We start from the raw sequence: 19,588 nt of genomic DNA on the forward strand, positions 1-19,588 counted from the left end.
GGAATACCTCAACTGCGCGGGTGCGTAATGAGGTTGGTCTGCGGATTTCCGGCATAAGAAGCGTCCGAAAATCCGAGGCAAACGATTATCTGGCTTTTATGTCCCCTTTTTCAACAGAAGTTTGCCCTGGTTTATGAAAATTAACGATTACCGATGAAGAATTCACCAACCCATGCGCAAACGTTATCGTTTATGCGCAATCCAGCAACAATTCTATGGCAAAAATGTCGCAATCCCGGGGAGAGGATCGCGGAGGATTATTCGTCTTCCAGCAGACGCGCGCCGGTGCCCTCTTCACCCAGCTTATCGCCCGGGTTACGCAGCGGACAGTCGCGCAACGACATGCAGCCGCAGCCAATACAGCCGTCAAGCTGGTCGCGCAGCGCCTCCATGGCGTGAATGCGCTTATCCAGCTCTTCCCGCCATTGAGTCGTGAGGTGCTTCCAGTCGCGCGGCCCCAGCGTGTGGTTTTCCGGCAGCACGCTAAAGGAATCGCCGATCGTCGCCAGCGGAATACCAAGACGCTGGGCAATTTTAATGATCGCCACGTAACGCAGCACATCACGCTTATAGCGCCGCTGGTTACCGCTGTTGCGCGTGCTGTGGATCAGCCCTTTACTCTCATAAAAATGCAGCGCAGAGACCGCAACCCCCGTTCGTTTCGCTACCTCACCGGGCGTTAGCAGCGATTTTATGCGGGTCGATTTTTTTTCCATAATACGCTTTACCTCAAGTTAACTTGAGGAATTATACTCGCCGCCAGACAAGAAATCGACGCGAAAATAGACAACGGGGAGAGCCTTATGTCCCATCGGGAAATTATTCATACTCTTACTGAATGGATAGATGAACATATCGATCAACCGCTTAATATCGACATCGTGGCCAGAAAATCCGGCTACTCGAAGTGGTATCTGCAAAGAATGTTCCGCACCGTGATGCACCAGACGCTGGGCGAGTACATTCGCCAGCGGCGCCTGTTACTGGCGGCGGAAGCGCTGCGCACCACCCAGCGCCCCATCTTCGATATCGCGATGGATCTGGGTTATGTCTCTCAGCAGACCTTCTCTCGCGTATTCCGCCGCGAGTTTGACCGCACGCCGACGGACTATCGCCATCAGATCTCCGCGTAACATCGCTTCGCCGCGGCCTGTACTGAGCCGCGGCGTTGACAAAAAATCCTGCGTTTACCTCTGGTGAATAAAACAACAAACGTGATATAGTTCACACATCGAGATGAAACAAAAACACTGTTTCATTCAATTTGTGAATGCCTTCAGATAGCCTGAGTGCCTCGCGCCTCAATCAATAAGTGCTGTCAGGGCAACTTGTTGTTTATCTCTGAGGATGAAATCTCATGGTTTCCATTACCGCAGGCGTCGCACTGTTACGCTGGCCGTTAACCAGCGCGGTACTGATGTTTCTCGCCAGTACCCTGAAAATTCAATTCCGTAAATCCGACTACGCCGGTCTCGCGGTCATCAGCGGTATGCTGGGTGTCGCAGCGGCATGCTGGTTTGCGACCGGGTTACTGGGCATCACGATGGTGGACATCGCCACCATTTTCAACAACATCAAAGATGTGATGGTTGAAGTGATGAGCCAGGCTCCGCCGGAATGGCCGGTTGCCATGTACTGATTGAGAAAAACCCCGACGCGTCGGGGTTTTTTATTGCCTGAATATCGCGGCGGCTGAGCGCATGAAAAAGCCCTGCTCCTGCAGGGTGTTTTAGCGTCGCTCGACTAAAATAAAGGGATGCGCCCTGCGGAGTGCCGCACCATGAACGCCATCCCTTTTCGCCGTTTTCTCACCGCCTGCCTGGGCGCCCTGCTGTTGACCGGCCCCGCTTTTGCCGCCGTACAACCAGAGGACTCACCCGACGCGCTTGAGGTCAATATCGAGAGCATCATGCAGCCCTGGAAGGGCGACCTGCCTGGCATGCTCGACCGCCGGGTCATTCGCGTATTGACCACCTACAGCAAAACCTTCTTTTTTATCGATAAAGGCCAGCAGCGCGGGGCCACCCACGATATCTTCGCCGAATTTGAACGCAGCCTGAATGCCCAGCTCGCCAAAGAGAAAAAGCTCAAGCAACGCCACCTCAAGGTGCGAATTATCTTCGTTCCGGTAACCCGCGATAATCTCTTTACTGCCCTGAACGAAGGTAAAGGCGATATTGCCGCTGCCAATCTTACGATCACCGCAACGCGCCAGCAGCAGGTGGCTTTCACTGACCCGATTTACAGCGATATTCAGGAACTGCTGATCTCCGGCCCCGCGTCACCGCAGGTGAAAAACGTGGACGATGTCGCCGGTAAGACGGTCTTTGTCCGTCGTTCATCCAGCTACTATGAAAGCCTTGAAGCCCTCAATGCGCGCTTTGCCAAAGCCTCTCTCCCGCCCGTCGTCATCAAGCCCGCCCCCGAAGCGCTGGAAGACGAGGATCTGCTGGAAATGCTCAACGCCGGGCTGATTCCGCTGATCGTGGTCGATCGCCATAAGGCGCTGTTCTGGAAACAGGTGTTCCCGAAGATCCAGGTTCATGAAGATATTGTGCTACGCGATAACGGCAACATCGCCTGGGCGGTGCGCAAAGATAACCCGCAGTTGCTGGCGAAGCTCAACGGTTTTATTAAAGACAACCGCCAGGGCAGCACCCTGGGCAATACCCTGTTACTGCGCTATCTGAAGAGCGCGAAATACGTCAAAAACGCCGCAGCGGAGAAAGAACGGCGCAAGTTTTTGAAGATGGTCGAGATTTTTCGCAAATACGGCGACCGTTATGACGTCGACTGGCTGCTGATGGCGGCACAGGGTTATCAGGAGTCGCGGCTGAACCAGTCAGTGCGCAGTCACGTTGGCGCAATTGGCGTCATGCAGGTGATGCCGAGCACCGGCAAAGAATTGAAGGTGGGCGATATTAAGCAACTGGATCCGAATATCCACGCCGGGGTGAAGTATATGCGCTGGATGATCGACCGCTACTACGGTGACGAACCGATGACGCAGCTGGATAAGGCACTGTTTTCTTTCGCCTCTTATAATGCTGGCCCGGCACGGATTGCGCGTCTGCGTACGGAAACGAAAAAGCGCGGTTTTGACCCCAACATCTGGTTTGGTAACGTGGAAAACCTCGCCGCCGAGAAGATTGGAGCCGAAACGGTCACCTACGTGAGCAACATCTATAAGTATTACATCGCCTATCGGCTGATTCTCGATGAGATGAACCGGAAGCGGGCAGCGACGGGGAAACCGCCGATTTTGCCCGCCTCCGATAAAAACAACGGCTAGCCCCGGTTACGGTATTTGTTTGACCCGTACCCCCTGCAGACGTCGCAGGGTAATGGTGCTGGCCCCCTGATAAGCGTCCTGAATATGCGCCGTGATCAGCGCGACCGCGCGCGCTTCATCACGCTGTTCAATGGCTTCCAGCAGCTCCGCGTGCTCTTTGTAGGTCTGGTTAACACGGGTTTCATATTCAAAATCGAGCCGCCGCATAATGCGAATGCGGTTGGTGATATTGGTCAGAATCGCCGTCAACTCCCGATTACCAGCCGCCTCGGTTAGCGCAAGGTGAAACTGTTCGTCCTGCGCAGCAATATCATCGCAAGCCAGCCTCTCCTGCGGCGCAACCCGCCAGACAGCGTTCAGCCCGGTCAGTACCTCCCGGTTCACCTTCGCTGACGTCGAACTACACAGACTGCGCACCGAATTCACTTCAATCAGCGCGCGCGTCTCGTACAGATCTTCATAGACATCGAAATCAATGGGAAAAACTTCCCACCCGTTACGCAGGCAGCGTCTGACCAGCCCCTCGTTTTGCAGCAATAGCAGCGCTTCGCGAACCGGCGTGCGGGAGCACCCAAGGCGGCGGGCAATGTCCACCTCCGTGAAACGATCGCCGGGCAGCAGGACGAACTGATAAATCTCCTGCCGCAGCTGCAGAAATACCCGTTCCGAATGCGCAAGAAGCGGCGTGGGTTCCGATGTCGTGAACGTCATAAAGAGCTCCGCGATTAACTGTGCTGACGAATAAAGCGCGCACGCCAGGGTTTCAGCACCCACAGTGCCAGCCCCGCCGTGATGAAATCAAGGGTAATCGCGCAACCAAAGACCACGTGCCACCCTTGAGTGTGCTGATACAGCAGCGCTGCCAGCGGCCCGCCGAAAATAGAGCCAATCCCCTGCGAGATATACAGCCAGCCGTAGTTCGAGGCGGCATGCTCGCTGCCGAACGTGTCGGTCAGCGTGGAGGGGAACAGCGAGAAAATTTCACCCCAGCCGAAGAACACCACCCCGGAGAGCAGCACAAACAGCAGCGGATCTTCCCGGCAGGCCAACCATAGCGTCATCGCCACCCCTTCGAGGGCAAAGGCGATGAACATGGTCTTCTCACGACCATAGCGGTCGGAAATAAAACCGAACAGCGGGCGGGTCAGACCGTTGGTAAAGCGGTCGATGGTTAACGCCAGCGGTAGCGCGGCCATGCCGAATACCACCGCTTTACTGATGCCGAAATCCTCAGCAAAGATAGCCATTTGCGAGGTCACCATAAGCCCGGAAGTGGACATCATCGCCATCATGGCAAACATCAGCCAGAACAGCGGCTGGCGTAACATTTCGCGAGAGGTGAACTGACACGTTCCCTGCACGATTTTCCGGCTGATGGGCTGCACGGTCGAGTTAGGCGGCAGACTCAGCCCCTGACTGGCCAGCAGACCGACAATCGCGAAAACGATGCCGAACACGGTCATGGTCTGCTCCAGGCCATAGTTGCCCAGCGAAATCGAGATCGGGAAGGTGGTCAAAATCGCCCCCATGCCGTAGCCTGCCGCCACAGCCCCTGCGGCAAAGCCCCGGTTTTGCGGGAACCACTTCACCATCAGCCCCACCACACCGATATACACAATCCCGGTGCCCAAACCACCGATGCAGCCATAGACCAGATACAGCGCAACCAGGCCGTTAATGTGCGCGGAGAGCACCCAGCTCATCCCGGCCATTACCGTGCCAATCGAGATCAGCAATCGGGGGCCAAACCGTTCAACCAGACGCCCCTGGAAAGGAGAAAAGAAGGTTTGCAGAATAATCAGCAGCGAAAAGGTCACCTGCAGTTCCGGCAGGCCAACGCCCAGCTTTTCGGTCAGCGGTTTAGTTAGCAGCGTCCACACATACTGCGGGCTGGAGATGGAGGCCATACAGATAAGCCCCAACCCCAGCTGCGCCCATTTGCCAAATTTTGGTGCCACCAAAGGTTCTCTGAGAACGGTCATTTTACGCTCCAATAGACGAAAAAATGTCGCCAGAAAGCGGGCGCGTTTTACGCGCCGCGTCATTCCAGGAATGTTTCAGTTGGAAAATGCTGGGTTACCAGCGGGCGACGCCACCGTCGCTACGCGGGTCGCTTCCGCCTTCCAGCATGCCGTTGCCATGCCGGAGGATTGCCCCGGCATGGCCCATGAGGTCGTCGTAAGGGGGGTAAATCTCGACGTCATGGCCGTACTGTTTGAGGGTGTCGGTAGTCGCCGCTCTCAGGCGGCTTTCAATCTTCAGAGTGTCGCTGCTCTCGCCCCAGGTGCGCCCTAAGAGCCAGCGCGGAGCGGCGATAGCCGCCTGAGGCGTCATGTTCTGATGGAGAATGCGGTCAAAAACGGCCGCCAGGGTTTGCGGCTGGCCGTCGCCGCCCATGCTGCCGTACACCAGCGCATCGCCGTTGGCCAGCCTCGCTAAACCAGGGTTGAGGGTATGGAACGGCAGGCGCCCCGGTTGAAGCGGGTTGGTGGCGCTCGGGTCCAGCGAAAAACTGCTGCCGCGGTTTTGCCAGATGATGCCGCTATCGGCGAGGATCACCGCGCTGCCGAACTCGTGATAGATGCTCTGAATAAAGCTGACCGCGGTGCCGGAGCCGTCGATAACGCCCATCCAGATGGTATCCGCCGGCCCGCGCCCTTTGCCCCAGACTTGAGCCCGGTCGGGCACAATCTGCGCGCTAAGCTGAGCAATATTGTCTGCCGTCAGCAGCGACTGTGGGTCAAGCGTCATGTGGGCCGGGTCAGTGATATGGCGATCGCGCAGAGTGAACGCCAGCTTGGTTGCTTCGACACAGTGGTGAACAAAATCGGTTTCGTCGGCAATTGCGCCTTTTTTACGCTGCTGCTCAATCATGCCGGTAATCAGCAACGAAACCAGCCCCTGCGACGGCGGCGGGAGGTTGTAAACCGTTCCAATCTCCGTTTCCAGCGCCAGCGGCTTCACCCGCGCCGCGCGATAAGCATCAAGATCGCTAAACCGCAGCAAGCTCCCGGCGGCTTCCAGTTCGCTGGCGATCAGGCGGGCGGTCTCACCATGATAAAAATCCCCAAGCCCATGGGTTGCCAGGCGTTCCAGCGTATTGGCAAGCGCGGGCTGAAACAGTAAATCGTCAGGGGTGAGCGCCTGGCCTTCCGGCGCAAACAAGCCGCAAAATCCGGGATACTGGCCGAGCTGCGGCAATCGCGCGGTAATTTGTTTATGCAGCCCGGAGGTGACCGGCACGCCCTCGCGCGCATAGTGAATAGCATCGTGCAGCAGGCGCGTTAACGGCAGCGGTGCATTATCCGTACGCTCTCCCGCCCACTCCAGCGCGCGCTCCCAGCCTCCAACCGTGCCCGCGACGGTATTGGCCGCCAGCGGGCCGCGCACCGGAACCTGCGTGTAGCCCGCCTGGCGATAAAAATCGATATTTGCTTTTTCCGCCGCAAAGCCACATGCCTGAATCGCCACCGGCTCCTCGCCGGGCCGGGAAATTAACCAGAATCCATCGCCGCCGATGCCGTTCATATGTGGGTAAACCACCGCGATGGTCGCCGCCGCAGCCACCATCGCCTCAACCGCATTGCCGCCGTCGCGCAAAACGGCCACCGCGCTCTCCGCGGCCAGCGAATGCGGCGCAACGGCCATGCCCTGCATACATTTAGCTGATTGGATTTGAGTCATCGTCTGCACCTTGCCTACATGTGTGTATACACGGATGTAGGCACAAAGCGTGCCAATTGTTATTTTTGTTAATTATCTTATGGTTATGTGAATGACGTTCAAAAAACGGAGATTAACGCGGGGCAATTCGCGCACCGAAGCGGTGCTGATATGGGCTGTTGGTGCGCATTAAAAAAGCAAAAACCCCGCCGAGGCAGGGTTTTGAGAGTGCTGATGAGCGCCGTCGAAACGGCGGCAAATCAGAACGGGATATCGTCGTCGAAATCCATCGGCGGTTCGTTAGACGGTGCCGGAGCGGACTGCTGCTGCGGGCGAGACTGCGCGCCGCCGCTGAACTGATTGCCACCCTGCGGCTGCTGAGGTTGACCCCAACCGCCCTGCTGCTGGCCGCCGCCCATGTTGCCACCGGCCGGTGCGCCGCCGCCCTGACGGCCACCCAGCATCTGCATGGTGCCGCCCACGTTCACAACCACTTCCGTGGTGTATTTTTCAACGCCGGACTGATCGGTCCATTTACGGGTACGCAGCTGACCTTCGATATAAACCTGAGAGCCTTTACGCAGGTATTCACCCGCCACTTCCGCCAGTTTGCCAAACAGCACAACGCGGTGCCATTCAGTCTGCTCTTTCATTTCACCGGTCGCTTTATCACGCCAGGATTCGGAAGTAGCCAGCGTAATGTTGGCGACTGCGCCACCATTCGGCATGTAGCGCACTTCCGGGTCCTGGCCCAGATTACCGACGAGAATCACCTTGTTGACGCCTCTGCTGGCCATGATTGTCTCTCCTGAATACGATTCTTGATTAAGTGTAAACGCGCGAGTGTACCATTTCCAGACGGTATTTTGGTAGCTGCGAGGCGTATTCCAGTAAACATCTTACCGCTATGCAAATTTTCATCGGCATCCTGAATCGGCGTCCCTATACTGTATATTCATTCAGGTTAAGTTGTGTCATAATTAGCCGTTTCTGCCGTTTGTCCTTCAAACAAACCAGGCAAGCCGTGTATCTTCTACCGGGAAAGGTGAATGGATAAGATCGAAGTTCGGGGCGCCCGCACCCATAATCTCAAAAACATCAACCTCGTCATCCCTCGCGACAAACTGATCGTCGTGACCGGGCTGTCCGGGTCTGGCAAATCCTCACTGGCATTCGACACCCTCTACGCCGAGGGACAGCGCCGCTACGTAGAATCACTTTCTGCCTACGCGCGCCAGTTCCTGTCGTTGATGGAAAAGCCGGACGTCGATCATATTGAAGGGCTGTCGCCGGCGATTTCTATTGAGCAGAAGTCGACCTCGCACAACCCGCGTTCAACGGTAGGCACCATCACCGAAATTCACGACTACCTGCGCCTGCTGTATGCGCGCGTCGGCGAGCCGCGCTGCCCGGATCACGACGTGCCGCTGGCAGCGCAAACCGTCAGCCAGATGGTGGATAACGTGCTGTCGCAGCCGGAAGGCAAACGCCTGATGCTGCTGGCCCCGATCATTAAAGAGCGTAAGGGCGAGCACACCAAAACCCTGGAGAACCTGGCAAGCCAGGGCTATATCCGCGCGCGTATCGACGGCGAGGTTTGCGACCTCTCCGATCCGCCGAAGCTCGAGCTGCAAAAGAAACACACCATTGAAGTGGTGATTGACCGCTTCAAGGTACGCGACGATCTCGCCCAGCGCCTGGCGGAGTCTTTTGAAACCGCGCTGGAGCTTTCCGGCGGTACGGCGGTGGTCGCCGATATGGACGACCCGAAAGCGGAAGAGCTGCTGTTCTCCGCCAACTTCGCCTGCCCGATTTGCGGCTACAGCATGCGCGAGCTGGAACCACGCCTGTTCTCCTTCAACAACCCGGCGGGCGCCTGCCCGACCTGTGACGGTCTGGGCGTACAACAGTACTTCGACCCGGACCGCGTCATCCAGAACCCGGAGCTGTCGCTGGCCGGCGGCGCGATTCGCGGCTGGGATCGTCGTAACTTCTACTACTTCCAGATGCTGAAATCGCTGGCCGATCACTACGAATTCGACGTGGAAGCGCCGTGGCAAAGCCTGAGCGCCACCGCGCAGAAAGCCATTCTCTACGGTTCCGGCAAAGAGTCGATTGAGTTCAAATACATCAACGATCGCGGCGATACTTCCGTGCGCCGCCATCCGTTCGAAGGCGTGCTGCACAACATGGAGCGCCGCTATAAAGAGACGGAATCCAGCGCGGTGCGCGAAGAGCTGGCAAAATTCATCAGCAACCGTCCGTGCGCCAGCTGTAATGGTACCCGTCTGCGTCGCGAAGCGCGCCACGTCTACGTAGAAAACACGCCGCTGCCGACCATCTCCGACATGAGCATCGGCCATGCGATGGACTTCTTCAATAACCTGAAGCTCTCCGGCCAGCGGGCGAAAATCGCTGAAAAAGTGCTGAAAGAGATTGGCGATCGCCTGAAGTTCCTCGTGAACGTTGGCCTTAACTACCTGACGCTCTCCCGTTCCGCAGAAACCCTCTCCGGCGGTGAAGCCCAGCGTATCCGTCTGGCGAGCCAGATTGGCGCGGGGCTGGTGGGCGTGATGTACGTGCTTGATGAGCCGTCCATCGGCCTGCACCAGCGCGATAACGAACGCCTGCTTGGCACTCTGATTCACCTGCGTAACCTCGGTAACACGGTGATCGTGGTTGAACACGATGAAGACGCGATTCGCGCCGCCGACCACGTCATCGACATTGGTCCAGGCGCCGGTGTCCACGGCGGCCAGGTGGTGGCCGAAGGCACACTCGACGACATTATGGCGGTGCCAGAGTCGTTGACCGGCCAGTTCATGAGCGGCAAACGCAAAATCGAAGTGCCGAAACAACGCGTTCCGGCTAATCCGGAAAAAGTGCTGAAGCTGACGGGGGCATCAGGCAACAACCTGAAAGACGTGACCCTGACGCTGCCGGTGGGTCTGTTTACCTGCATCACCGGCGTCTCCGGTTCCGGTAAATCAACGCTGATTAACGATACGCTGTTCCCGATTGCCCAGACGCAGCTAAATGGCGCGACTATCGCTGAACCCGCGCCGTACCGCGATGTCCAGGGGCTTGAGCATTTCGATAAGGTCATCGACATCGACCAGAGCCCGATTGGCCGCACGCCGCGTTCCAACCCGGCCACCTACACCGGCGTGTTTACCCCGGTGCGTGAACTGTTTGCCGGCGTGCCAGAATCCCGCTCGCGCGGCTATACGCCGGGCCGTTTCAGCTTTAACGTCCGTGGCGGGCGCTGCGAAGCCTGTCAGGGCGATGGCGTGATCAAAGTGGAAATGCACTTCCTGCCGGATATCTACGTGCCGTGCGACCAGTGCAAAGGCAAACGCTATAATCGCGAAACGCTGGAGATTAAGTACAAGGGCAAGACCATCCACGAAGTGCTGGATATGACCATTGAAGAGGCGCGTGAGTTCTTCGATGCCGTGCCGGCGCTGGCGCGTAAGCTGCAAACCCTGATGGACGTGGGCCTGACCTACATTCGTCTCGGCCAGTCGGCAACCACCCTCTCCGGCGGTGAGGCCCAGCGCGTGAAGCTGGCGCGCGAGCTATCAAAACGTGGTACCGGTCAGACGCTCTATATTCTCGACGAGCCGACCACCGGCCTGCACTTTGCCGACATCCAGCAGCTGCTGGAAGTGCTGCATCAGCTGCGCGACCAGGGCAACACTATCGTGGTGATTGAACACAACCTGGACGTCATTAAGACCGCGGACTGGATTGTCGATCTCGGTCCGGAAGGCGGCAGCGGCGGCGGTGAAATCCTCGTTTCCGGTACGCCGGAGACGGTGGCGAACTGCGAAGCCTCACATACTGCGCGCTTCCTGAAACCGCTGTTGCAGTAATTACGAGTACATCTGCTGCCGGACGGCTTCCGGCAGCAGATCCACCGCCAGCTGATAGGACGCGTCCACCAGATAGTAAATTTGCGAATTCGGCAACGAGCCGTCGAGATACACGGTGCTCCAGTGCGCTTTGTTGAGATGACGACTTGGGCGCACGTCTTTATGCTGCTGGCGCAGCAGTTCTGCCAGTTCGGGGCTGGTTTTCAGCGCCACCGCCGGGCGGTCTTCCACATCCTTTACCATTGCAAAAAGCACATCAGCGACTTTAATCTGCGTCGCTTTCCAGTCACTGTGCACGCTCTGTTCCGCGCCACGTTTAGCCATGCAGTACAGCAGAAGATCCGAACTGGTCATTGTTATACCCCTTAGTCTCGCGAGCCACCTTGTGCAGAAAAGCATCATCTCAGTGTGCAACAAGACGCCGAAAGGATAAACCTCTCAGCGCCTGATTTTGACTAAAAAAGCATCATTTATTGGTGCGAATGGTAGGCCGGATAAGCGAATCGCCATCCGGCAGCATAGAGCAGATTGCCGGATGGCGGCGTAAACGCCTTATCCGGCCTACAACGGTTTGCCGTTAGTACTCGGAGTTAACGATCACTTCTTCGTTAAACGCACCGGCCTGCGGTAGCGGGCGGTATGTCGAGTTAGACGCGCGCAGGACGCGGATACCACGGGCGCCTACTTCACGCGCGGCGGTGATGTCGTTATCGGAATCACCGTAGAACACCCTGATATTCTTCTCTTTTAACCACTGGGTCTTGGTGTTCTGGCCCGGTTGGTCGCCGGCAAAAATCACCGGATTCATGTTAACGCCCGGGATCAGGAAATCATCCTGCAGCGTTTTCGACACGGTTTCGGTTTTAGTCTGGCTGCGACCGGTCACGAAGTAAATGCTGTCGCCGCGCTTAACGTGCATGGCAATCAGCGAACGAGCGACCTCTTTCGGGATGCTGAATGCGTCCCAGCCGTTGTTCATTTTTTCCCAGAACTCTGGGTTTTTCAGGTAGTCCTGGCTGTCCGGGGAGTAGGTTCTTTGCCCGCGCCAGAAGCCAGGGCTTGAGAACAGCACGGTGTCATCGATATCAAAACCGACCGCCATCGGCGGATGGCCCATCAGGCTGTTTTCAATCTGCGCCACGGAGACCCAGTGAATCGGCGCCTGTTCGGCCAGCTTCGCAACATCGGTTCCGGGGTAAAGCGGAGAAGGCGACGACGCATGGGCCGTCACCGTAGAATTCAGTGCAAATAACAAGCAGACGGCACTGAGAGCTTGCGTGATCTTGCGCATATTTTCCCTTAATTCGTCGAGTCGTTATTGTAATAAAGTGGGCGGTACTTCAAAGAAAGCCACTGGCGACCTTACCGTCTGAGGGGTACGAATGAAAGGAATTTCTCAGATTAATCCTGAAAAAACCAGGGGGATCACACTTTGCGTTGAAGAGTGACTCTGGCCCGGAATCGGCCTCCAGACCAGAGTGAGTGCTCGCTTACATTACAGCAGCAAAGGCTTTTGCCACGCGCTGAACATTGCGACTGTTCAGCCCTGCCGCACACATACGACCGCTGGCAATCAGGTAAACGCCAAACTCGTCGCGCAGGCGATCAACCTGTGCTGCGCTCAGGCCGGTGTAGCTAAACATCCCGCGCTGTTTGAGCAGATAATCGAAATTGCCGTCTGGCATCTCTTCTTTCAGCACATTCACCAGCGCATGACGCATCTCCAGAATACGCGTACGCATCCCTTCGACTTCCGCCAGCCACATCGCCTTCAGCTCAGCATCGCCGAGGACTGCCGCCACAATCTGCGCGCCAAAGTTTGGCGGGCTGGAGTAGTTACGGCGTACCGTCGCCTTCAGCTGACCCAGCACGCGCAGCGCGGTTTCATGATCTTCACAGATAATCGACAGGCCGCCGACGCGTTCGCCGTACAGTGAGAAGATTTTGGAGAATGAGTTGCTGACCAGTGCGGGCAGGCCCGCGTCGGCAATCGCGCGGATCGCATAGGCGTCTTCTTCCATGCCCGCGCCAAAGCCCTGATAGGCGATGTCGAGGAACGGAATCAGGTCGCGCGCTTTCAGCACCTCAACCACGCCGTCCCACTGGGCATCGGTCAGATCGGCACCCGTTGGGTTATGGCAGCACGGGTGCAACAGCACGATGCTGCGCGCCGGCAGCGTGTTCAGTTTCTCCAGCAGCGCTGCGTAACGCACGCCGTTGGTTTCGCTATCAAACCATGGATAGGTGTCGACGGTAAAACCTGCGCCTTCAAAGATCGCAATATGGTTTTCCCAGGTCGGGTCGCTGACCCAGACGCCGGAATCCGGGAAGTAGCGCTTGAGGAAATCCGCGCCCACTTTCAGCGCGCCGGAGCCGCCAAGCGTTTGAATGGTGGCCACGCGCTGCTGCTGGAGAACCGGGTGGTCCGCGCCAAACAGCAGCGGCGCCACGGTATGACGGTAGCTGTTCAGCCCTTCCATCGGCAGGTACAACGACGCGCCGTGCGGCTGCGCATTAAAGCGCGCTTCCGCTTCAGCGACCGATTTCAGCTGTGGAACAATGCCGTTTTCGTCATAGAACAGACCGATGCTGAGGTTTACTTTGTCGCTGCGCGGATCTTCTTTGAAACGTTCCATTAATGAAAGAATGGGGTCGCCCGCATAGGCGTCAACTTTTTGAAACACGCGATGGTTCTCCGGGTTTACAGAAGGCAGGAAATAACACAATAAACCGGATGGGAAGGAAGATCGAGCGGTTGTTGCGGTTGGTGAAAAGATTGCCGGATGGCGGCGTAAACGCCTTATCCGGCCTACGGTCATTGCGCGATGTAGGCCGGATAAGCGCAAGCGCCATCCGGCACGCTACAGGCTTAATCGATATACTTCATCGCCACCCGCGAGGTCAGGCGCGTAATAAGTTCGTAAGCACTTACTTTCGTAATTTCCGCGATGCGTTCAACCGGCAGACCTTCGCCCCACAGAATGACCGTATCACCGGTTTTGTCCTGTGCCTGCGGGCCTAAATCGACGCAGATCATGTCCATCGCCACGCGGCCAACAATCGGCACTTCGCGGCCATTCACCAACACCGGCGTACCGGACGGCGCGGCTCGCGGGTAGCCGTCACCGTAGCCCATCGCCACCACGCCCAGACGGGTATCGCGTTCGCTGACCCAGGTGCCGCCGTAGCCAACCGGCTCACCCGCTTTGTGTTCGCGCACGGCAATCAGGCTGGAAGTGAGCGACATCACCGGCTGCATGCCGAAATCCGGCCCCCACGGCTTCTGCTCCAGCGGCGATACGCCGTAGAGGATAATGCCGGGGCGCGCCCAGTCGAAATGTGACTGCGGCCACAGCAGAATGCCGCCCGACGCTGCGATAGAGCGCAACCCCGGCTTGCCTTCGGTAAAGGTGGTAAAAATATCCAGCTGTCGCTCGGTGGCTCCACAGTCCGGCTCATCGGCGCGGGCAAAGTGGCTGACAATGTTCACCGGCTGGCGGACGTTTTTGCAGGCGCTCAGGCGCTGATAGAAGGCTTCCGCCTGTTCCGGGCGCACGCCCAGGCGGTGCATGCCGGTATCAAGCTTCATCCAGACGGTCACCGGCTCGCTCAACGCGGCGGTTTCCAGCGCTTCAAGCTGTTCGATGTTATGCACGGCGGTGTGCAGGTGCTGCCCGGCAATCGTCGGTAGGTCAGTCGCGTTGAAGAAGCCTTCCAGTAGCAGGATCGGCTGAGTAATGCCGCCCTCACGCAGGCGCAGTGCCTCTTCAAGACGGGCAACGCCAAAAGCATCGGCGTCGGGGAGCGTTCGCGCGGTCTCGAGGAGGCCGTGTCCGTAAGCGTTCGCTTTCACCACCGCAACCAGCTTGCTGGCAGGCGCCAGTTCACGCAGACGTTGCAGGTTGTGTCGCAGAGCGCGGCGGTTAATGACTACAGTTGCCGCTTGCATTTGTGTTCCTTGATAAGTGTTTGCTTAATCGATGTTGTTATTCGTCGTCGTACTGCGGGCCCGCGTAATTATCGAAGCGTGACCATTGACCGTTAAACGTCAGGCGAACTGTGCCGATTGGGCCGTTACGCTGTTTACCGATAATGATCTCGGCGATGCCTTTTAAGTCACTGTTCTCGTGATAAACCTCATCACGGTAGATGAACATGATTAAGTCGGCATCCTGCTCGATGGAGCCGGATTCACGCAGGTCGGAGTTGACCGGACGTTTATCCGCACGCTGTTCCAGAGAGCGGTTAAGCTGCGACAGCGCCACCACCGGCACGTGCAACTCTTTAGCTAATGCTTTGAGAGAACGGGAAATTTCGGCAATTTCCAGCGTACGGTTGTCAGAGAGCGACGGCACGCGCATCAGTTGGAGGTAGTCGATCATGATAAGGCCAATGCCGCCGTGTTCACGGGCAATACGGCGCGCGCGGGAGCGCACTTCCGTCGGCGTCAGGCCGGAGGAGTCATCAATGTAGATGTTTCGCTTTTCCAGCAGAATCCCCATGGTGCCGGAGATGCGCGCCCAGTCTTCGTCGTCGAGCTGGCCGGTACGGATGCGGGTCTGGTCCACGCGCGACAGCGACGCCAGGGAACGCATCATAATCTGTTCAGATGGCATTTCGAGACTGAAGATCAGAACCGGCTTATCCTGCAACATCGCCGCGTTTTCGACGAGGTTCATCGCAAATGTCGTTTTACCCATCGACGGACGCGCAGCGACGATAATCAGATCCGACGGCTGGAGACCGGCGGTTTTCTTGTTGAGATCGTCATAGCCGGTGTTCACGCCAGTCACACCGTCGTGCGGCTGCTGGAACAATTGCTCGATACGCGCGACGGTGGCGTCGAGCACTTCAGTAATGTTTTTCGGGCCTTCGTCTTTATTCGCGCGGCTTTCGGCGATTTTAAAAACGCGAGACTCCGCGAGATCCAGCAGGTCTTCGCTGGTACGTCCCTGCGGATCGAAACCCGCTTCGGCGATTTCGTTGGCCACGGCGATCATTTCGCGGACAACGGCACGTTCGCGCACGATATCGGCGTAGGCACTGATGTTCGCCGCACTTGGCGTGTTTTTTGACAGTTCTGCCAGATAGGCGAATCCGCCCACGCTGTCCAGTTGCCCCTGCCGCTCCAGCGATTCCGCGAGCGTAATCAGGTCAATTGGGCTGCCGCCCTCCTGCAAACGCCCCATCTCCGTAAAGATATGGCGGTGCGGGCGGGTATAAAAATCTTCTGCGACAACACGCTCGGCGACATCGTCCCAGCGCTCGTTATCCAGCATCAAACCGCCCAACACCGATTGTTCCGCTTCAATCGAGTGCGGCGGTACTTTCAGCCCGTCTACCTGAAAATCGCGGACGCGAGGTTCGGCTTGCGGTTTGTTGAAGGGTTTATTTGCTGCCATAGTGAATGGTATTACCGAGATAAAGAGTGGGTCGAAAGATTACCACATAATTGTTCAGGAGGAAGCATGGCAACCCGTATTGAGTTTAGCAAACATGGCGGCCCGGAAGTGCTGAACGCCGTCGAATTCACCCCCAATGCACCTGCCGAGAACGAAGTGCAGGTGGAAAACAAAGCGATTGGCATCAACTACATCGATACCTACATCCGCAGCGGACTCTACCCGCCGCCGTCGCTGCCAAGCGGCCTGGGCACCGAAGCCGCGGGCGTGGTCAGCCAGGTAGGCAGCAACGTTAAACACGTTAAAGCGGGCGATCGCGTGGTGTATGCGCAGTCCGGCCTTGGCGCTTACAGCTCGGTGCACAACGTCGCGGCGGATAAAGTGGCCCTGCTCCCGGCGGCTATCTCCTTTGAGCAGGCCGCCGCCTCCTTCCTCAAGGGGTTAACCGTCTACTATCTGCTGCGCAAAACCTACGAAATCAAACCCGGCGAACCGTTCTTGTTCCACGCGGCAGCGGGCGGCGTAGGGCTGATTGCCTGCCAGTGGGCCAAGGCGCTGGGCGCGAAGCTTATCGGCACCGTCGGTAGCGCGGAGAAAGCGCAGCGCGCGTTACAGGCGGGCGCATGGCAGGTGATTAACTACCGCGAAGAGAACATCGCCGAACGGGTGAAAGAGATAACCGGTGGGAAAAAGCTGCCGGTGGTGTACGACTCGGTAGGCAAAGATACCTGGGAAGCGTCGCTGGACTGCCTGCAACGCCGTGGGCTGATGGTGAGCTTCGGCAACTCGTCCGGGCCGGTGACCGGCGTCAATCTGGGGATCCTCAACCAGAAAGGCTCCCTGTTTGTTACGCGCCCTTCCCTCTACGGCTACATCACCACCTACGACGAGCTGAAAGAGGCCAGCCACGAGCTGTTCTCGCTGATCGCCAGCGGCATTATCAAGGTGGACGTCGCGGAGAGTCAGAAGTATCCGCTGAAGGAGGCGCGTCGCGCGCATGAGATTCTGGAGAGCCGGGCTACGCAGGGTTCAAGCCTGTTGATTCCATAACGTTCCGGTCGCACAAAAGACTAGGGCTTCCCGTAGGAAGCCCTTTCTTTTTTTAGTTCGGCTGTATGTAGGGTACAGCTCGATGAATTCGTTATCGGCGGCAATAGTGACAGATTTATTACGCGAATCCTACGGAGATTTATGCAAAATTATTGAGGTTGTGACACACCCCTCAATACCTCCGGTAATTGCCGCGGTACGGCGGATTTTTTGGCGCATTAATCGCCCGGATGATCCACACCGCCGCCACCGCCAGGATAAGCCAGGGCAGTAGCTTAAGCATAATAGCAAACAGGCCACCGACGAACATCAATACCGTCGCCACCACCAGCGCGGCGATAATGCCGAGCAGGGAAATCCCCGTCACCAACAGCATCACGAAAAATCCAATCACAAATAACAGTTCCAGCATGGTTGCTCTCTCCCGGAAATCACTTTTTCTCTGAGCTGACTATTACAAGAAACGTGCCAAATTTAACTTATTGATTATCAATAAAAACGCCCCGCTACAATGAGCGAGGCGTGGTGAATTTGACCAGGTTTTAGCGAAATAATTAGCGCTTATCGGCCACCAGCTTGAGCGCGTGCTCCAGCACGTTGATATCAGCACCCGCCTTATGGGCGTTTTCACTCAGGTAGCGACGCCACTGGCGCGCTCCTGGAATGCCCTGGAACAGCCCCAGCATATGGCGGGTGATATGGCCCAGATAAGTGCCGTTGCTCAGCTCGCGCTCAATGTACGGATACATCGCCCGCACCACCGCCACCGGGTCGGCATCCACGTCGGTAGCGCCAAAGATCTCGCGATCCACGGAGGCCAGAATACCCGGGTTCTGATAGGCTTCGCGGCCCACCATCACGCCATCCATATGCGCCAAATGCGCCTTCGCCTCATCCAGCGACTTGATACCGCCGTTGATCGACATCGTCAGATGCGGGAAGTCTTTTTTCAGTTGATAAACGCGCGGATAGTCCAGCGGTGGGATTTCGCGGTTCTCTTTCGGGCTCAGGCCAGAGAGCCAGGCTTTGCGGGCGTGGATAATAAACATATCGCACTCGCCGCGGCCAGAGACCGTGTTGATGAAATCGCAGAGGAATTCGTAGCTGTCCTGGTCGTCAATACCGATACGGGTTTTGACCGTGACCGGGATAGAGACCACGTCACGCATCGCCTTTACGCAATCAGCAACCAGTTGGGCGTTGCCCATCAGGCAAGCGCCAAACATGCCGTTCTGTACGCGATCCGACGGACAACCGACGTTAAGGTTGATTTCATCGTAGCCGCGCTCCTGCGCCAGCTTCGCGCAGTGCGCCAGCGCCGCCGGGTCGCTGCCACCCAGCTGCAATGCCACCGGATGCTCTTCTTCGCTATACGCCAGGTAGTCGCCCTTGCCGTGAATAATCGCCCCGGTGGTGACCATTTCGGTATACAGCAGCGTGTGCTGAGACAGCAGTCGCAGGAAGTAGCGACAGTGCCTGTCGGTCCAGTCGAGCATCGGCGCGATGGAGAAACGGTGAGCAGCAAAAGCGGGAGTCGAAGATTCTGACAGCATGGCGATTATTTAAGCATCCGAAAAAAGGGCGGCCACTATAGCACAGACAAAGAGGGGATACGATCCACCTTGCCGTGATATCAAAAAATGATATCATCACCTTGTCCGGTGGCCAACATGACAAAGGATTAATTGGCATGAAATCACTTAATGCCAGGCACCAAAGAACGTTACGGATGATCTTCTCAATGCCCACACCAGCCACGCTGGAGTGGCGAAAAATTGAAGCATTATTTATTGCTTTAGGTGCAAAAGTTTCAGAAGGACAGGGATCCCGGGTACGATTCGAAATCAATCAGGTGGTGGCCTCGTTCCATCGCCCTCATCCTGACAAGGAAGCCAAGGTTTATCAGGTTCGCGATGCAATGGCATTTCTTATCGCAGTAGGAGTGACTCCATGATGAATACCATGACGTATAAAGGCTATGCCGCAAAAATCGATTACAGTGACGAAGACATGTGCTTTATCGGTCGCGTTGCGGGGATCAGAGATGTCATTGGTTTCCACGCCGATAACGTAGCAGATCTGCGTAAAGCCTTCGAAGAAGCGGTGGATGATTATATTGCTTACTGCAAAGAGCAAGGGCGTGAACCCTTACGTCCGGCCAGTGGCAAAATCAGCCTGCGCATCTCTCCCGAAGTGCATTCGGCCATCAATATCGCCGCAGAAGTTTCTGGCAAGAGCGTCAATCAGTGGATTAACGATACTCTTTCCAGAGCGGCCCACGGTTAGCCGATGTAGGCCTGATACGC

The 19,588-nt window shown here is 56.9% G+C and carries 19 protein-coding genes and 1 pseudogene; 7 read left to right on the plus strand and 13 right to left on the minus strand.

Going from position 1 to position 19,588, the window contains the following annotated elements:
• Positions 1–257 precede the first annotated feature (257 nt).
• Entirely contained in the window at positions 258–716 is a 459-nt protein-coding gene (gene soxR, locus GY169_RS21845; protein ID WP_064546686.1) for a redox-sensitive transcriptional activator SoxR, read from the minus strand.
• An 87-nt stretch (positions 717–803) separates the two neighbouring features.
• Between soxR and soxS the strand changes: the two genes are divergently transcribed.
• From soxS to GY169_RS21860, 3 genes are all read left to right on the plus strand, one after another.
• Positions 804–1,133, plus strand: a complete 330-nt coding sequence (gene soxS / locus GY169_RS21850) for a superoxide response transcriptional regulator SoxS (RefSeq protein ID WP_064546684.1) — start codon at positions 804–806, stop codon at positions 1,131–1,133.
• 224 nt (positions 1,134–1,357) lie between these two features.
• The gene (locus tag GY169_RS21855; protein ID WP_064546682.1) at positions 1,358–1,639 is read left to right on the plus strand and encodes a YjcB family protein; all 282 of its coding nucleotides are present in this window, start codon (positions 1,358–1,360) and stop codon (positions 1,637–1,639) included.
• Positions 1,640–1,780: 141 nt separating this feature from the next.
• Positions 1,781–3,292: a lytic transglycosylase F gene (locus GY169_RS21860; protein WP_167577110.1), complete on the plus strand. Its 1,512-nt coding sequence runs from the start codon at positions 1,781–1,783 to the stop codon at positions 3,290–3,292.
• Between the two features lie 6 nt (positions 3,293–3,298).
• Here the strand turns inward: GY169_RS21860 and GY169_RS21865 are convergent, their stop codons facing one another.
• The 4 genes from GY169_RS21865 to ssb1 form a co-directional block, all read right to left on the minus strand.
• Complete coding sequence (locus GY169_RS21865) at positions 3,299–4,003, minus strand: GntR family transcriptional regulator (protein WP_167577111.1); 705 nt, start codon at positions 4,001–4,003, stop codon at positions 3,299–3,301.
• Positions 4,004–4,017: 14 nt separating this feature from the next.
• Positions 4,018–5,337 carry an oxalate/formate MFS antiporter gene (gene oxlT / locus GY169_RS21870; RefSeq protein WP_411908105.1) on the minus strand — a complete coding sequence of 440 codons (1,320 nt, stop codon included), beginning with the start codon at positions 5,335–5,337 and terminating at the stop codon, positions 4,018–4,020.
• A gap of 31 nt (positions 5,338–5,368) precedes the next feature.
• Complete coding sequence (locus GY169_RS21875; protein ID WP_223882132.1) at positions 5,369–6,976, minus strand: gamma-glutamyltransferase family protein; 1,608 nt, start codon at positions 6,974–6,976, stop codon at positions 5,369–5,371.
• A 239-nt stretch (positions 6,977–7,215) separates the two neighbouring features.
• Positions 7,216–7,752, minus strand: a complete 537-nt coding sequence (gene ssb1 / locus GY169_RS21880) for a single-stranded DNA-binding protein SSB1 (RefSeq protein WP_064546676.1) — start codon at positions 7,750–7,752, stop codon at positions 7,216–7,218.
• A gap of 252 nt (positions 7,753–8,004) precedes the next feature.
• Between ssb1 and uvrA the strand changes: the two genes are divergently transcribed.
• The gene (gene uvrA / locus GY169_RS21885) at positions 8,005–10,830 is read left to right on the plus strand and encodes an excinuclease ABC subunit UvrA (protein ID WP_163447534.1); all 2,826 of its coding nucleotides are present in this window, start codon (positions 8,005–8,007) and stop codon (positions 10,828–10,830) included.
• Here uvrA and GY169_RS21890 read toward each other — a convergent pair whose 3' ends face one another.
• From GY169_RS21890 to dnaB, 6 genes and pseudogenes are all read right to left on the minus strand, one after another.
• Positions 10,831–11,184, minus strand: coding sequence for an MmcQ/YjbR family DNA-binding protein (locus GY169_RS21890; protein ID WP_065357794.1), 354 nt, complete (start codon positions 11,182–11,184; stop codon positions 10,831–10,833). It abuts the gene before it with no gap.
• A gap of 223 nt (positions 11,185–11,407) precedes the next feature.
• Complete coding sequence (aphA, locus tag GY169_RS21895; RefSeq protein ID WP_064546671.1) at positions 11,408–12,121, minus strand: acid phosphatase AphA; 714 nt, start codon at positions 12,119–12,121, stop codon at positions 11,408–11,410.
• Between the two features lie 199 nt (positions 12,122–12,320).
• Positions 12,321–13,514, minus strand: a complete 1,194-nt coding sequence (gene tyrB / locus GY169_RS21900; protein WP_167577113.1) for an aromatic amino acid transaminase — start codon at positions 13,512–13,514, stop codon at positions 12,321–12,323.
• A pseudogene (locus GY169_RS23675) lies at positions 13,498–13,690 on the minus strand (hypothetical protein); the annotation flags it as partial. The gene tyrB and the pseudogene GY169_RS23675, both read right to left, overlap by 17 nt.
• Before the next feature lie 9 nt (positions 13,691–13,699).
• Positions 13,700–14,779: an alanine racemase gene (gene alr / locus GY169_RS21905; RefSeq protein WP_167577114.1), complete on the minus strand. Its 1,080-nt coding sequence runs from the start codon at positions 14,777–14,779 to the stop codon at positions 13,700–13,702.
• Between the two features lie 37 nt (positions 14,780–14,816).
• Positions 14,817–16,232, minus strand: coding sequence for a replicative DNA helicase (dnaB, locus tag GY169_RS21910; RefSeq protein ID WP_064546665.1), 1,416 nt, complete (start codon positions 16,230–16,232; stop codon positions 14,817–14,819).
• A gap of 66 nt (positions 16,233–16,298) precedes the next feature.
• Here dnaB and GY169_RS21915 point away from each other — a divergent pair, with 66 nt between their 5' ends.
• Positions 16,299–17,282 (plus strand): quinone oxidoreductase, encoded by a 984-nt coding sequence (locus tag GY169_RS21915; protein ID WP_163447537.1) that lies wholly within the window; start codon positions 16,299–16,301, stop codon positions 17,280–17,282.
• 172 nt (positions 17,283–17,454) lie between these two features.
• Here the strand turns inward: GY169_RS21915 and pspG are convergent, their stop codons facing one another.
• Both pspG and dusA read right to left on the minus strand, forming a co-directional pair.
• On the minus strand, positions 17,455–17,694 hold the full coding sequence (gene pspG / locus GY169_RS21920; RefSeq protein WP_163447538.1) for an envelope stress response protein PspG: 240 nt from the start codon (positions 17,692–17,694) through the stop codon (positions 17,455–17,457).
• Positions 17,695–17,836: 142 nt separating this feature from the next.
• Positions 17,837–18,835 (minus strand): tRNA dihydrouridine(20/20a) synthase DusA, encoded by a 999-nt coding sequence (gene dusA / locus GY169_RS21925; protein ID WP_167577115.1) that lies wholly within the window; start codon positions 18,833–18,835, stop codon positions 17,837–17,839.
• Between the two features lie 137 nt (positions 18,836–18,972).
• Between dusA and GY169_RS21930 the strand changes: the two genes are divergently transcribed.
• A complete protein-coding gene (locus tag GY169_RS21930; RefSeq protein ID WP_163447540.1) occupies positions 18,973–19,236 on the plus strand; it encodes a type II toxin-antitoxin system HicA family toxin in 264 nt (87 codons plus the stop codon).
• Positions 19,233–19,568, plus strand: coding sequence for a type II toxin-antitoxin system HicB family antitoxin (locus GY169_RS21935; protein ID WP_223803487.1), 336 nt, complete (start codon positions 19,233–19,235; stop codon positions 19,566–19,568). Before GY169_RS21930 ends, GY169_RS21935 begins: the two co-directional genes overlap by 4 nt.
• The last annotated feature ends 20 nt before the right edge of the window (positions 19,569–19,588 follow it).

The sequence above is a fragment of the Kluyvera genomosp. 3 genome (assembly GCF_011765685.1).
Lineage (GTDB): Bacteria > Pseudomonadota > Gammaproteobacteria > Enterobacterales > Enterobacteriaceae > Kluyvera > Kluyvera georgiana_A.

What these genes read in the sequence shown, in the direction of transcription:
- GY169_RS21860 (WP_167577110.1), top strand. Translation starts at nt 1,781, where the DNA reads ATGAACGCCATCCCTTTTCGCCGTTTTCTCACCGCCTGCCTGGGCGCC.
- dusA (WP_167577115.1), bottom strand. Translation starts at nt 18,835, where the DNA reads ATGCTGTCAGAATCTTCGACTCCCGCTTTTGCTGCTCACCGTTTCTCC.
- ssb1 (WP_064546676.1), bottom strand. Translation starts at nt 7,752, where the DNA reads ATGGCCAGCAGAGGCGTCAACAAGGTGATTCTCGTCGGTAATCTGGGC.
- soxR (WP_064546686.1), bottom strand. Translation starts at nt 716, where the DNA reads ATGGAAAAAAAATCGACCCGCATAAAATCGCTGCTAACGCCCGGTGAG.
- soxS (WP_064546684.1), top strand. Translation starts at nt 804, where the DNA reads ATGTCCCATCGGGAAATTATTCATACTCTTACTGAATGGATAGATGAA.
- GY169_RS21875 (WP_223882132.1), bottom strand. Translation starts at nt 6,976, where the DNA reads ATGACTCAAATCCAATCAGCTAAATGTATGCAGGGCATGGCCGTTGCG.
- uvrA (WP_163447534.1), top strand. Translation starts at nt 8,005, where the DNA reads ATGGATAAGATCGAAGTTCGGGGCGCCCGCACCCATAATCTCAAAAAC.
- GY169_RS21935 (WP_223803487.1), top strand. Translation starts at nt 19,233, where the DNA reads ATGATGAATACCATGACGTATAAAGGCTATGCCGCAAAAATCGATTAC.
- alr (WP_167577114.1), bottom strand. Translation starts at nt 14,779, where the DNA reads ATGCAAGCGGCAACTGTAGTCATTAACCGCCGCGCTCTGCGACACAAC.
- GY169_RS21890 (WP_065357794.1), bottom strand. Translation starts at nt 11,184, where the DNA reads ATGACCAGTTCGGATCTTCTGCTGTACTGCATGGCTAAACGTGGCGCG.
- pspG (WP_163447538.1), bottom strand. Translation starts at nt 17,694, where the DNA reads ATGCTGGAACTGTTATTTGTGATTGGATTTTTCGTGATGCTGTTGGTG.
- oxlT (WP_411908105.1), bottom strand. Translation starts at nt 5,337, where the DNA reads ATGACGCGGCGCGTAAAACGCGCCCGCTTTCTGGCGACATTTTTTCGT.
- aphA (WP_064546671.1), bottom strand. Translation starts at nt 12,121, where the DNA reads ATGCGCAAGATCACGCAAGCTCTCAGTGCCGTCTGCTTGTTATTTGCA.
- GY169_RS21915 (WP_163447537.1), top strand. Translation starts at nt 16,299, where the DNA reads ATGGCAACCCGTATTGAGTTTAGCAAACATGGCGGCCCGGAAGTGCTG.
- GY169_RS21855 (WP_064546682.1), top strand. Translation starts at nt 1,358, where the DNA reads ATGGTTTCCATTACCGCAGGCGTCGCACTGTTACGCTGGCCGTTAACC.
- GY169_RS21930 (WP_163447540.1), top strand. Translation starts at nt 18,973, where the DNA reads ATGAAATCACTTAATGCCAGGCACCAAAGAACGTTACGGATGATCTTC.
- dnaB (WP_064546665.1), bottom strand. Translation starts at nt 16,232, where the DNA reads ATGGCAGCAAATAAACCCTTCAACAAACCGCAAGCCGAACCTCGCGTC.
- GY169_RS21865 (WP_167577111.1), bottom strand. Translation starts at nt 4,003, where the DNA reads ATGACGTTCACGACATCGGAACCCACGCCGCTTCTTGCGCATTCGGAA.